This window comes from Ruegeria sp. S263, from assembly GCF_056780525.1.
In genome coordinates this window covers 2805066-2817816 of the sequence record NZ_CM165558.1, presented here as the reverse complement: position 1 = coordinate 2817816, position 12751 = coordinate 2805066, and the positions used below count along the sequence as shown (strand labels likewise).

Below are 12751 nucleotides of genomic sequence, written 5' to 3'. Positions count from 1 at the left end.
CTCTTAGCCGAGCCAGTCGACAAAAGCGTCCGGGCTGGCGCGATCCGTACGAAAACCGTTAGCCGGGTGGTCTTTGTCGGCATAGCCAAAGGATATCGCGCACAGGATCAGACGGTCTTCCGGGATGTCAAAATAGCGGTGCAGGAACGGGCCATAACTTGCAACTGCCGCTTGCGGAATGGTGGCCACGCCAAGGGCTTGGGCCGCAAGCGTAAAAGCGGTGACGAACCCGCCGCAATCCATCGCCCCATAAGGCCCAAGCTCAGCCGGGCTAGACAAGATCACACAGTGCGGCGCATCAAACAGAGTAAAGTTCTCCATCATTTGTCGTGCCGAAGCCGCGCGGTCGCCACGTTCCACGCCGACGGCTTCATAAAGGGCCCACCCGCATTCTCGGCGGCGATCCCGATAGACGCCCGAATAGGATGTGGGGAAGGGCAGGTCAGGGGCTGGCGCGCCGGACATTGCCTCCTCTCGCAGGGCATTGCGAAAACGCTCGGTTTCAGTGCCGCTGGTGACCACGACATTCCAAGGTTGTGCATTGCACCAACTGGGCACACGGCCTGCGCTGATCAGGATTTGCTCGATGTGTTCCCGTGGAACCGGATCGGGGCGGAATGCCCGACAGGAGTGGCGCGCAGCCAATAGCGTGTTCAGGTCCGATAACGTCACACTGGCCTCCCCATCGGCGTCGACGGGGCGAGGATGGCGTGTGGTTTGAGGATGTTCAAGCGCTTAAACGGCGAAACCGGTCCTGATGCCGTTCGCCCGATCACTGTTGCCCAGTCGCCAGCAGATACCCAACCCCTGCCGCGACCAGCAGGCCGACAACAACCGCGATCGTGATCTTGATCGCCGACCATGGACGCTCACCTTGAACCCGACCGGTACGTCCGTTGACAACAAACCGATAGGTCTGGCCACGGTACTTGTAGGCGGCCATCCAGACCGGCAGCAGAATATGCTTGAAGGTCACATCCCGAACGTCCGTATCGACCGAATGAATGCGTTGGCGATCACCACCAATATCGAACCGAACGTCACGTTCAATCACACGAGCCATATACCCCCGAGCCTCTGTATAACCTTCGTTCAGTTCGACGGTGTAAGCCTCAGCACGAAAGCCCGCCAGATACTCGGGTTGATAAGGTTCCAGCGCAGGTAGGTCCCAGGGTTCCAACGCATCGGTATAGCTTTTGGGCAGGGATCGAGAAGCCAGGACCAGAACGTCATCGAAAAAGCGCGCGACCTGTCCCGATTTTGGTGACCAGCGGATCTTGGCGACCTGCTGCTGCACCCGCTTTCCGTCGCGCATCACCGTGTGGGTTTCGTAATAAACCGTCCCGCGCTCGCCCCGGTAAGAGGATTGCGTATCCGCGTCGAATGTCCAGTAGGGTACGTAGATACCCTGCATCTTGCGCCCTTTGCGGGCATAGTCCTTGAGACCATTGGGCGCGAACCACAAACGACCAAGCCAATCCCCCATCGCTTTGTGCGCGGAACGCTCGTCCAGTGCAAAGGGCAGAACACCGCGTGGCTTGATATGTCGGCTGACGCCGGTACCTGTGACCACTGGGGTGGCGCAAAACGGACATTCCGCTGCATGGGTGTCGGGGTCAAACTCGACTTGGGCTGCGCAATTGGGGCAGGTCAGAACGCGGGTTTCTTCGATTTCACCTTCCGGCAGGTTTTCTGACAGGGCGGCGTTGAAATCCAGCTCCTTCAGGGTTGCGCCGCCCCAAGGACCGGCGGCGATGCTCTGGGAATGGCCGCAATGATCGCACGTCAGCGTTCCGTCGCCCGGATTGAACCGATAGTCCGCACCGCATTGATCGCAGGGAAATCTGTGCTCTTTGGTCATGTTGCCCCCTCGTTCATCAAAAACAAACGCGGACCGGATCAGGTCCCCGGCGGAGGTGGTGGCAGGATGGTGAACAACTGAGCAAGCTCCTGGACATCGCCGGCCTTTTTCCACCCATCCTGACCTGCTGTCCAAACGTGGGTGTCGCGTGTGACTTCACCCTCGGCGGCCATGCGTCCCATCTTAGCTTTCGAGAATGGTCCGCTGGTCTGCCCATCCACGGCGATATGCCAGACATGTTCGACGGGTGGCGGGGGCGGTGGTGCCGCGTGCGCCGACGGTTGCGGGGCAGCGGGGGCGGGGCTTCCCCACGGGCCGCTCTGTTGACCCGCTGCCATGTTCGACATCTGCTGGGCCATCGCCATTCCCATGCCCATTCCAAGACCTGCGCCCATACCGCCGCCCTGACCGGGATTGTTGGCAGCCGCTGTCATTGCCTCGGCCGCTGAATATTGCGTGAACTTACCCAGATCGCCCGCCAGCCCCATTGACGTGCGCTTGTCCAGCGCCACCTCGACCGCAGGCGGAAGCGAGATATTCTCAATGTAAAACTCGGGCATCTCCAGCCCGTAGCTGTCCAATACCGGTGAGACTTCGGCCGCGATCAGCTTGCCCAAATCCGCGGTGTTGGCGGCCATGTCCAAAACCGGAATGCCCGATCCGGCGATCACGCGGCTGAATTCCTGCACGATGATGTTGCGGATCTGAAAGCTGATCTCATCCATCGTGAATTCGCCATCAGTGCCGACAATCTCGACCATGAATTTCGCCGGATCTTTGACGCGGATTGTATAGGTTCCGAACGCGCGAATTCGGGTCGGTCCGAATTCGGGGTCGCGCAGCATGATAGGGTTCTTGGTGCCCCATTTCAGGTCGTTGAACCGGGTGGTGTTGACGAAATAGATCTCGGACTTGAACGGTGACTGGAACCCGTGATCCCAATGCTGCAGGGTTGTCAGGATCGGCATGTTGTTGGTCTCAAGCATATAAAGGCCCGGCGTGAACACATCCGCCAATTGTCCTTCATGCACGAACACGGCGGCCTGACCTTCGCGCACGGTCAGTTTGGCCCCGTATTTGATCTCATGACCTTCACGCTCGAACCGCCAAACCATTGTGTCGCGGGTGTCATCGACCCAGTGAATGACGTCAATAAATTCGCCGGTCAGAAAATCGAAAATACCCATTTGGGGTCTCCTTTCAGGGGGCTCAGAGCGGCTGGCCCATTAATTCGCGTGCAATAATCCGGACCACCGGGCGCGCGCTATCCACCGTCACGCCGGGTTCGAGGCGCGGATCATACAGCATGGTCAGAAGCTTTTCGTCATGGCTGGTCAACAGCGCAAATTCATCATCATCGTTGAAAATCGAAGGCCGCGCTGCAGGGCTGTCGTTCGACAATCCCAACCCTTGTGCAATTTCTTCGTGGATGCAGCTACGACGCAGCAATTCCGGCAACTCGGTTCGGATCAAGGTGACGGCACGCACGTATTTATATGGTGAAGAACTTGTGGCTGAGGCAAAGACGAAACAGTCGATATTCGCGCGCGGATTGGCAACCAGTTCCAGCGAGGCCTGACTGATATTCGGGATCAGTTCTTTCAGACGGGTCACGACGTAGGCGCTGTCATCCTTGCCTGCGAAAAAGACGTGAAAGTTTGCGCGGCGATTCACGACCGAGATCGGGTGCCCGGTCAGTTTTGCCAGCCGTGCGGTAAAGGATTCAACCTCGGTTGCATCTTGCGTGCGTGTGGCAGGCAAGACCGAGGGACCGAACTCTGTCTGTACCCTCACAGGCCCCGACCAGCGACTGAGTTGCCCGTCTGTCTGCCGGGACGATGCTGCGACCGCGTGATCGGGATATTCGCTGTAGAAAGCGATAGCTTCAAAGTTCCGCGCCAAGTCGTCTGCATCGAACGGGGTGTCCGGCCCGCCGCCATCGGTGCGTAGCAAACCGCGTGTCAGCAGATCACGCTCAACCCGTTCATAAAATCGCGCAAGGTCCTGGCTTGCGGCAGACGGAGCGACATAGGCATTCGCCGCAGGTGCTGGGGGCGCAGGCCGCGTTTCAGGGACGACGGAAGACGTCAGTGTCTCATCACAATTGGCCAGCGCCAACAGCGAAACAATGCCCAGAACAGCTTTTGGAAATCCCGGTCTCCGCATTCGGTTATCCCGGCACAGCGTTGCCGGCGTTGTCGCCAGTGCCGTCCTTGCGTGCTTTGGCCGAGGCCAAAGTATCGCGCAACTCGGCCTCCATCTTTTGCAATTCTTGTTCCGCGGCTGCGCGTCGCGCTTTGCCTTCGTCTGCAATTGCCAGGCTTTCGTTAATCGTCCCGATCAGGTCGGCATTGGCCTGTTTGACCGCTTCGATATCAAATACGCCACGTTCCATTTCCTCGCGGATCATCTTGTTCGATTGCCGCAGGTTGGCCGCGTTGGATGTCAGCAACTCGTTGGTCAGATCATTCGCATCCCGCACAGCCGAGGCTGCTTCCGCGCTGCGCTGGATGGTGACGGCCTGCGCAAGTTGAGTCTCCCACAGCGGGACGGTGTTTACCAATGTCGAGTTGATCTTGGTTACAAGCGACTTGTCGTTTTCCTGCACCAACCGGATCGAGGGCAGAGATTGCATCGTCACCTGCCGCGTCAGCTTCAGGTCGTGGACCCGGCGCTCCAGATCGTCACGGGCAGCGCGCATGTCGCGCAATTCCTGCGCCTTCATCACCTGTTCTTCTTCGGGCGCGGCGTTAACTTCCGCTTCCTTTTCAGGAATGTCATGGCTGTCCAGCTCGGTCAGCTTTTCTTCGCCAGCGGCGATGTAAAGCGCAAGTTCGTCATAGAAACTAAGCGTCTTTTCATACAGTAAATCCAGCGACTTGATGTCCTTGAGCAACGTGTGTTCATGCCCCAGCAAGTCGTCGGTGATCTTGTCGATTTGGCCCTGGACCTCTTCGTATTGCGCGGTGAACTTTGCAAATGGGGCCGCTTTTCCGATCAGCTTTTCCCACCAGCTTCTTTCACGGCGCACATCCAGTTCACTAACCGAGAATCCCCGGATCGTGGTGACGATATTGCGCAAGCTGTCTCCGGCTGGGCCGACGTCCTTGTTTCGTACGTCTGCCAGCATCGCCTGGCTGATTTCCTGCAACTCGGCCTGGGCGGATGAACCGAACGCGACAATCGAATTCGTGTTGTCCATGTCAATCTCGTCCATGCGTTTGCGAATTTCCGCGCTGACGGGTTCATCTGCTTCTTCCAGCGAAACCACTTCGGCTGCAGGTTCGGGCAGCGCGACGGCCGTTACTTCCTGCACAAGCGTTTCTGCTTCTACCGCCTTGTTCTTGATCTCATTGGACATTTGAAATCCTTTCTCAAAAAATGGCCGGTCAATCCAACCGAACCCCTTCGCGCTGCAACCTTTCGCGCAGCACGTCAATTTCAACAGTCAGGTCGCTGCGGTCATCCAAAAGCAATTTACGGGTTCGCGCCGCGAAATTCTGTTCAAGATCATCCAAAAGGGCCGAATAGTCAGCCAATGCCTGCGCGTCGCGGGTACGTGCATACACATCAGCAAACTTAATCGTCGCATCCCGCGCGCCCTGTAAATATACAGTCATGTATTTGCGCGCCCCGGCCAGATCGCGGGGGTCTTCTTCGACGGTTCGAAACAAATCTCGGGCGGTGTCCTGAAACTGTTCCACGCGGGCCTCGATCCTTCGGTCGCCAGCGCGCTTAATGGCGTCTGTCATCTCAGTCAGGTGCTGTTCGGCATCTTCTACAACCCGCGCAACGCGGTCTTGCTGGAATGTGTCGACGCCTTCCATCCCTTTGTCTGAAAGCGGATCAAACCCGAAGGAAACCGAATGCAATACCGTCGCCACACAGCCAAACAGGATTGGCGCGATCAAGCTGACCTCAGACGCAGAGGCCGCGTCCAAAAATTCGGAACGATAGGAGGCCAGCGCTGCGCCGAGGCCGGTGAGAATACTTGCGAAAATTTTTCGTGGAAATGCGGGCTTTCGCGCAACGCGGCGCGCGTTATACGCGGCTTCGGCGCGCAAGCCTTCACGCAAAAGGAACGCTGCCGCAGTCAGAACGCCCGCCGCGATCAATCCGATCGTCATTCCAACCGCGCCATCGTTGAGCGATAGGAACACCAGCGGCACGGCAGGCAGGAAAAGCAGGTTTGCGCGCGCGCCCGCAGGTTCTACGCGCGCGCCGTCGAATTGACCGCGCGCGGGTTGGTCTGGCTGAGAAGCGTCGCCCTGAGGACTAAATTTTCCGCCATAGCGTTTGGCCATCTGCTCACAAGCCCCCAAGTACGCCGGTGCAAACACCGAAGAGCAGTACAAGTAGGACCACATAGGCCAGTTTTTGTACTCCGGTACCGGACATGACGCCCCCCAAAGACTTTCCTACTGGAAAATCTAGGGCAAGAGACCCTGCGAAGCTAGGGGGAAGGTTGTTTAACTGGCGTCACTTGCGAGGTTTCTTGCCGATGGGCGCACGTTGTCTTTGCGGCCGCGCGGGGCGTTTGGCCGGAGTTGCGGGATCAGCGTCTAAACCAAGTTGATCGCGCATCACGCGGCGTCGGATTTCTTCGACTTCGCCGGGCTTTAGATTGCCCAGTTGGAATGGGCCATATGATACACGCAACAGCCGGTTCACGGCATAGCCGATATCCTCCATCGCGCGGCGAATTTCGCGGTTCTTGCCTTCACGAAGACCGATTGTCAGCCATGCGTTTGCGCCCTGTTGACGGTCCAGCGAGACATCCATCGGCAGAAACCGTTCGCCGTCGATCACCAGACCCTTGCGCAGGGGGGCGAAGTCTTCGTCCTTGGGGCGGCCATTCACCCGCACGCGGTATTTGCGCAGCCAGCCGGTCGAGGGCAGCTCCAGCTTACGCTTGATGCCGCCGTCATTCGTCAGCAGCAGCAACCCTTCTGAATTCAGGTCCAGCCGTCCGACACTCATGACGCGGGGCATGTCCTCAGGCAGGTTGTCGAAGATCGTCGCGCGGCCCTTTTCGTCCCGTGTCGTCGTCACCAGACCCGGTGGTTTATGATAAAGCCACAGGCGCGACGGCTCGGGTTCGGACACCGGCTTGCCGTCCACGGTGATCTTGTCTTTGCCGGTGACGTTCAGGGCGGGGCTGGTGATGGTCTTGCCATTCACGCTCACACGACCGGCTTCGATCATGCGTTCGGCTTCACGGCGCGAGGCAACGCCCGCGCGGGCAATCACTTTGGCGATCCGGTCGCCGGGAGGAGGGGTTTTGCTCATCCGCAGCCCATAGCGCATCCCGTTGCCTTGCGAAAGACGCGTTTCTGATGCAGTCAAAGGCATGGAGTTCAGATCATTCATGAATATCGCACTGCAAGAGGCACGCGCCGCGGCAGACCGGGGTGAGGTTCCAGTGGGGGCCGTGATTGTCGCAGGCGATCGCGTCGTGGCCGCAGCAGGCAACCGCACGCGCGAGATGAACGACCCGACTGCACACGCCGAAATCCTTGCCTTGCGCGCAGCCTGTGCCGCTGTTGGGTCCGAGCGTTTGCCGGATCATGACCTGTACGTCACGCTGGAGCCTTGTGCGATGTGTGCGGCGGCTTTAGCTGCGGCGCGTATCCGGCGGATCTACTACGGCGCGGCTGACCCGAAATCGGGTGGCGTGGCCCATGGTGCGCGGGTTTTCACCCATTCGCAGGCGCACCATGTGCCCGAAGTCTATGATGGTATCGCAGCGCAGGAAGCTGCCGAACTGCTAAAGGCATTCTTCGCGGCGCGTCGGGGGGATGTGCCGGGCTGAAGCCCAGCCTATAGGTTTTTTTATAACTTGATGGGCTGCATCACTTCGGGCTCGATTACATCGACGCCGGGCAAGCCCTCGACCAAAGGCCGCGCCGATTGTTCCAGAATCGGGAAAGTCTTGTAGTGGCAGGGGATCACGGTCTTGAAGTTGAAATAGCGCTTGGCGGCGTAAGCTGCGCCCTTCATGTCCATGGTAAAGTGTCCGCCTGCCGACAGAATGCCGATGTCGGGTTTGTAATAATCCCCCATCCAGTCCATGTCGGCCATGATACCTGTGTCACCTGACACATATAGCATGTGACCATCCCCCGCGATCATGAACCCGACCTCGCTGCCGCCGGTACGCAGTCCGTCGGGTGTGGAAAAGGTCGAGCTATGCGAGGCCGGAACCATCGACACCATCACCCCGTTCAAGTTCACAGTGCCGCCTTTGTTGAAGCCTACGGTCTCAATCCCCTCGTACTCGCTCCAGTACCCCATCAGGTCGTACTGACCCACAACCGGAACCTTGAGGTGTTTGGCCAGCGAGACTACATCGGCCACGTGGTCGAAATGCGTATGTGTCAGAAGGATATGCGTCGCGCCGTCAAGGGCCGCGTCGTGCTGATCCTCGGGCAGAACGGGGTTACCGGTCAGCCAAGGGTCGATCAGCAGCACTTGCCCTCCGGTCTCGATGCGGAAACTGCCGTGGCCCAGCCAAATGATATTCATGAAAAAATCCTCCGAAACAGACTGTTGGCATTAACCTAGCATCGGCTATGTAAAATTTCATGGATTGGTTTCGGGAAATTGACGGATATTGCGAGAGATTGTCGCCCGACTATTGCGCAGAGCCGATCAATGCGGTGACAAACGCCGCATTTATCGTCGCCGCTTTCATCATGTGGAGGCGGGTGCGCGGGCAGGGGATGCCGCTGGCAGTGGCATTGGTGGTGATTCTGGCCGCGATCGGATTGGGCAGCTACCTGTTTCACACCCATGCGCAGGTTTGGGCAGCACTGGCGGACGTGGCGCCAATCCTGCTGTATATTCTGGTCTATATATACGCGATCAATCGCGACGTCTGGCAAATGCGTCCGCTTTATGCCGGTGTCGCCACCGCGCTGTTTGTACCCTATTCCACTGCGACAATCCCGGTCTTTCAACTGGTGCCCGGTCTGGGCGGGTCGGCGGCTTACGCGCCGGTTCCGCTGCTGATCCTGATCTACGCAGTCTTCCTGCGCCGTAGATTTCCCGAGACGGCAGCAGGGCTGGCGTTTGGTGCTGTGATCCTGATTGCCTCAATTACGTTCCGCGCACTGGATGAACCGATCTGCGTTCAATTCGAAACTGGAACGCATTTCATGTGGCACATCTTGAACGCGACCATGTTGGGCTGGATGATCGAAGTATATCGCAGGCACCTGAAACGAACGTCTCAGGCCTGAAAACCAGTGGCAAGGTTTGCGGGCAGGTCAAATTCTTCCAGCACACGTGAGCGGCCTTCGGCTGACATCTTGCGGGCTGTCTTTTCGACAATGCTTTGAATTTTTTCAGCCGAGTGTTTGGCAGCGAAAGGGGCAAAATACCATTTTAGGAAAACGAAGCAGATCACGTCCTCAAGTGCCTGAACCTCGTCATCGCGCTTGAGTCCCTGTTTGCGCAGCATCCGACCGGCCGCTTCGGTATCTTCGGCGCCATATTCGCTCAGCTCCATCAGGCCCATGACAATCTCGGCATGATGCACGCCCTGCGCTTTTCGCCAGGCCAAATATCCTGCACGCCCTTCCGGGAATTCGGTACGCGCCAGTTTCCAGCGTTCAACGTGCTGACCGCGCGCGGCAATTGTCAGCGCATCCGAGGCGTCCGGAAATAACCTGTCCAGCTCGGCACTCATGCGCTGACCATAGAGCAGGGCGGCGGGCTGGCCGTCTTCCAGATTGGGGTCCTTGGCGTTGGCCGCATCTATTGCGTCCAGTACTGCTTGCTTGCGGGGGCTCATTGGGTGCTCCGTTGTTGTGCCGGTTCAGCGGTCATGTCTGGCCGTATATCCAAAGCTACCCTATCGAGTTGCCGCGTTGCGTGCAGCAGCCAAATGAATTTTCGGGCCGGGGAGAGGAGTACCCGGCCCGGACGAAGCGGGCAAACTAGCTGGCAGGCTTCGCCTTATCTTGTGATACCGGTTCCGAGACCTGATCGGGGAAGCTCAGATCTGGAAACATGCTGTCCATTGTTGGCCCAAACGCATGGGCTTGCGCGGCAAGAACCGTGTTTGCCAATACAAAGGCAGTCATGAGGGTTTTCATCGTCTTACTCCGGTGATGGCTGTGTTGTGCTATTGAAATGAACAGTTCAGTTTACTTTTTCAAGATCAAAAGTGAACTAATCGGTTCACTTCTTCACATACCCGAAATGCAAAAATGAATGATCACCCTGGAAAACTCTGCGCCGTAGTCTCAGATCAGCTAAGCGGTGCCCTTGCGACCGAAGCATCAGACAGGTAAACGCCCCCTAACGCATATGAGGTTTTCCGATGTCGATTGACCAAAGCACTGCCGCAAAGGTGGCTAAACTGGCCCGGATCAAGGTTGAGGATGATGCGCTGCCTGCGCTGGCATCCGAATTCAACACCATCCTTGGGTTTATCGAACAGCTTAACGAAGTGGATGTCGAAGGCGTCGAACCGATGGTCTCGGTCGAGCCGATGCGCCTGAAACGTCGTGAGGATGTGGTCACCGACGGAAATCAGCAGGACAAAGTTCTGGCCAACGCCCCCGACGCGCGCGAGGGCTTTTTCGCAGTCCCCAAAGTGGTGGAGTAAGACATGAGCGATCTGAATAAACTGGGTCTGTCCGAGGCCCGCGACGCGCTGCGCAAGGGTGATGTGACCTCGGTCGAGCTGACCGAATCCTGCCTGAAGGCCATTGATGACGCAGACGCGCTGAACGCCTTCGTCCACAAAACACCTGAGATTGCTCTGGAGCGCGCCAAGGCTGCGGATGCCCGAATCAAAGAAGGCGACGCGCCTGCCATGTGCGGTCTGCCGATCGGCATCAAGGATCTGTTCTGCACCAAGGGTGTTCCTTCGCAGGCGGCGTCGAAGATTCTGGAAGGCTTTAAGCCCGAGTATGAATCAACTGTTTCACAGCAATTGGCCGATGCGGGCGCTGTGATGCTGGGCAAGCTGAATATGGATGAATTCGCCATGGGTTCGTCCAATGAAACCTCGGTCTACGGCAATGCCGTCAGCCCGTGGCGACGCGGCAATGACGATGCGCAATTGACACCGGGCGGCTCGTCCGGTGGGTCGGCCTCGGCTGTGGCCGCTGATCTGTGTCTGGCCGCGACCGGTACAGATACCGGCGGTTCGATCCGTCAGCCTGCGGCCTTCACCGGGATCACCGGCATCAAGCCTACCTACGGGCGCTGCTCACGCTGGGGCATCGTGGCCTTTGCGTCCTCGCTGGATCAGGCTGGTCCGATGACAAAGAACGTGCGCGACGCGGCAATCATGCTGGAAACCATGTGCGGCCACGACCCAAAGGATTCCACCAGCGCCGAGCTGGCCGTGCCCAACTTTGAGGCGATGCTGACCGGCGATATCAAGGGCAAGAAAATCGGTATCCCGAAAGAATACCGCATGGACGGTATGCCTGCCGAGATCGAAAAGCTCTGGTCCGACGGCGCGGCAATGCTCAAGGACGCGGGGGCCGAGATCGTCGATATCTCGCTGCCGCACACCAAATACGCGCTGCCAGCCTACTACGTGATTGCCCCGGCAGAGGCGTCCTCGAACCTCGCGCGCTATGACGGTGTCCGCTATGGCCGCCGCGCGACGCTGGCGCAGGGCGACGGCATCACCGAGATGTACGAGAAAACCCGCGCTGAAGGTTTCGGTCACGAGGTCCAGCGCCGCGTGATGGTTGGCACCTACGTACTGTCGGCAGGTTTCTACGACGCATATTACAACCGCGCCCGCCGTGTTCGCACCCTGATCAAGAAAGACTTCGAAGACGTCTTTGCCGCAGGTGTCGACGCGATACTGACCCCGGCCACCCCGTCGGCCTCGTTTGGTCTTGGTGAGATGATCGAGGCCGATCCGGTGCAGATGTATCTTAACGACGTCTTTACCGTGACCGTAAACTTGGCTGGTCTTCCGGGCATTTCGGTACCTGCGGGTCTGGATGCGCAGGGCTTGCCGCTTGGCCTTCAACTGATCGGTCGTCCATGGGACGAAGGCGATCTGCTGAACACGGCTTACGCGCTGGAAAACGCGGCGGGTTTTGTAGCCAAGCCGGGCAAATGGTGGTAAATCTCGGTTCAGGCAAGACGACTTAAAACGGAGCAGCCGAATGCGCCTTACGCTTCTGATTCCCGCCATTGGCTTGGTGGCCGCCTGCAATACGGTGGCCCCGATACAGAGCACAAGCTTCAATACGCCGCAATATCAGGCGCAGCGCGAGGCTGAATTGGCTGGGCAAGGGCTGACTGGTAACCCCTTGCTGGGACCAGTTGATGTGACCGAACAACAGCTTGGCGCCCCCGGCGATCCGCTTCCACCAACCGGAGAGAACGCGGATATCGCGTCGGCAACTGCTGTGGCCCTGGCCAACACCTCGGTTCCTGCGACGACGCCATTCGCAAGCAATAACGCGATTTCGGACGAGCAGGATTTTGAGGCCGTGTCCGGGCGCCGTACCATTGAATCCGACGCGGCCCGGATCGAGCAAAATCGCCAAACCTACGAAGTTGTGGCACCGACCGCCGTGCCGCAACGGGGCACGGATGGTCAGCCCAATATCGTGCAATACGCTCTGAATACATCGAACCCGGTTGGCACACAGCTTTACAGCCGCGCGGGGTTTAACCTGCAGGCCAAGGCGCAACGTAATTGCGCCCGGTATCCGTCGTCAGATCAGGCACAGATTGAATTCCTCGCAAGTGGCGGCCCCCAGCGCGATCGCAAAGGGCTGGACCCGGACGGGGACGGCTACGCATGTGGTTGGGACCCAAGCGCGTTCCGCAGTGCCGTCAACAACTGACCTTAACCCAATCTGGCACCCGTCACCCAATTTCGGGGAACGCCGGGGCGGTTTG

General features: G+C 58.5%; 15 protein-coding genes. 5 read left to right on the top strand and 10 right to left on the bottom strand.

Going from position 1 to position 12751, the window contains the following annotated elements:
* Positions 1-3: 3 nt before the first annotated feature.
* The 7 genes from ACT2B1_RS14040 to ACT2B1_RS14010 all read right to left on the bottom strand — a co-directional run bounded on the left by ACT2B1_RS14040 (position 4) and on the right by ACT2B1_RS14010 (position 7231).
* Positions 4-672, bottom strand: coding sequence for a nitroreductase (locus ACT2B1_RS14040; protein ID WP_171120422.1), 669 nt, complete (start codon positions 670-672; stop codon positions 4-6).
* Positions 673-772: 100 nt separating this feature from the next.
* A complete protein-coding gene (locus ACT2B1_RS14035; RefSeq protein ID WP_171239651.1) occupies positions 773-1861 on the bottom strand; it encodes a TFIIB-type zinc finger domain-containing protein in 1089 nt (362 codons plus the stop codon).
* A 38-nt stretch (positions 1862-1899) separates the two neighbouring features.
* Positions 1900-3048: an SPFH domain-containing protein gene (locus tag ACT2B1_RS14030; protein ID WP_481667972.1), complete on the bottom strand. Its 1149-nt coding sequence runs from the start codon at positions 3046-3048 to the stop codon at positions 1900-1902.
* Positions 3049-3070: 22 nt separating this feature from the next.
* A complete protein-coding gene (locus ACT2B1_RS14025; protein WP_171120428.1) occupies positions 3071-4027 on the bottom strand; it encodes a DUF2927 domain-containing protein in 957 nt (318 codons plus the stop codon).
* Between the two features lie 4 nt (positions 4028-4031).
* A complete protein-coding gene (locus tag ACT2B1_RS14020) occupies positions 4032-5222 on the bottom strand; it encodes a toxic anion resistance protein (protein ID WP_171120429.1) in 1191 nt (396 codons plus the stop codon).
* A 28-nt stretch (positions 5223-5250) separates the two neighbouring features.
* Positions 5251-6165, bottom strand: a complete 915-nt coding sequence (locus ACT2B1_RS14015) for a 5-bromo-4-chloroindolyl phosphate hydrolysis family protein (RefSeq protein WP_171120431.1) — start codon at positions 6163-6165, stop codon at positions 5251-5253.
* A gap of 175 nt (positions 6166-6340) precedes the next feature.
* Positions 6341-7231, bottom strand: a complete 891-nt coding sequence (locus ACT2B1_RS14010) for a pseudouridine synthase (RefSeq protein WP_481667971.1) — start codon at positions 7229-7231, stop codon at positions 6341-6343.
* On the opposite strand from ACT2B1_RS14010, the gene ACT2B1_RS14005 reads away from it, so the two are divergent.
* Positions 7212-7673: a nucleoside deaminase gene (locus ACT2B1_RS14005; protein WP_171120433.1), complete on the top strand. Its 462-nt coding sequence runs from the start codon at positions 7212-7214 to the stop codon at positions 7671-7673. The genes ACT2B1_RS14010 and ACT2B1_RS14005 overlap by 20 nt on opposite strands.
* Before the next feature lie 20 nt (positions 7674-7693).
* Here ACT2B1_RS14005 and ACT2B1_RS14000 read toward each other — a convergent pair whose 3' ends face one another.
* Positions 7694-8386, bottom strand: coding sequence for a metal-dependent hydrolase (locus tag ACT2B1_RS14000; RefSeq protein WP_481667970.1), 693 nt, complete (start codon positions 8384-8386; stop codon positions 7694-7696).
* Positions 8387-8445: 59 nt separating this feature from the next.
* On the opposite strand from ACT2B1_RS14000, the gene ACT2B1_RS13995 reads away from it, so the two are divergent.
* The gene (locus ACT2B1_RS13995) at positions 8446-9102 is read left to right on the top strand and encodes a ceramidase domain-containing protein (protein WP_481667969.1); all 657 of its coding nucleotides are present in this window, start codon (positions 8446-8448) and stop codon (positions 9100-9102) included.
* Here the strand turns inward: ACT2B1_RS13995 and ACT2B1_RS13990 are convergent.
* Together ACT2B1_RS13990 and ACT2B1_RS13985 are read right to left on the bottom strand one after the other, a co-directional pair.
* A complete protein-coding gene (locus ACT2B1_RS13990; RefSeq protein WP_481667968.1) occupies positions 9093-9656 on the bottom strand; it encodes a DUF4202 domain-containing protein in 564 nt (187 codons plus the stop codon). The genes ACT2B1_RS13995 and ACT2B1_RS13990 overlap by 10 nt on opposite strands.
* Positions 9657-9801: 145 nt before the next feature.
* Positions 9802-9960, bottom strand: a complete 159-nt coding sequence (locus ACT2B1_RS13985) for a hypothetical protein (RefSeq protein ID WP_481667967.1) — start codon at positions 9958-9960, stop codon at positions 9802-9804.
* Positions 9961-10187: 227 nt separating this feature from the next.
* On the opposite strand from ACT2B1_RS13985, the gene gatC reads away from it, so the two are divergent.
* The 3 genes from gatC to ACT2B1_RS13970 are packed head-to-tail and all read left to right on the top strand — an operon-like array spanning position 10188 to position 12696.
* Positions 10188-10475, top strand: coding sequence for an Asp-tRNA(Asn)/Glu-tRNA(Gln) amidotransferase subunit GatC (gene gatC / locus ACT2B1_RS13980; RefSeq protein WP_170325838.1), 288 nt, complete (start codon positions 10188-10190; stop codon positions 10473-10475).
* A 3-nt stretch (positions 10476-10478) separates the two neighbouring features.
* On the top strand, positions 10479-11966 hold the full coding sequence (gene gatA / locus ACT2B1_RS13975) for an Asp-tRNA(Asn)/Glu-tRNA(Gln) amidotransferase subunit GatA (RefSeq protein WP_481667966.1): 1488 nt from the start codon (positions 10479-10481) through the stop codon (positions 11964-11966).
* Between the two features lie 40 nt (positions 11967-12006).
* The gene (locus ACT2B1_RS13970) at positions 12007-12696 is read left to right on the top strand and encodes a hypothetical protein (RefSeq protein ID WP_171239654.1); all 690 of its coding nucleotides are present in this window, start codon (positions 12007-12009) and stop codon (positions 12694-12696) included.
* The last annotated feature ends 55 nt before the right edge of the window (positions 12697-12751 follow it).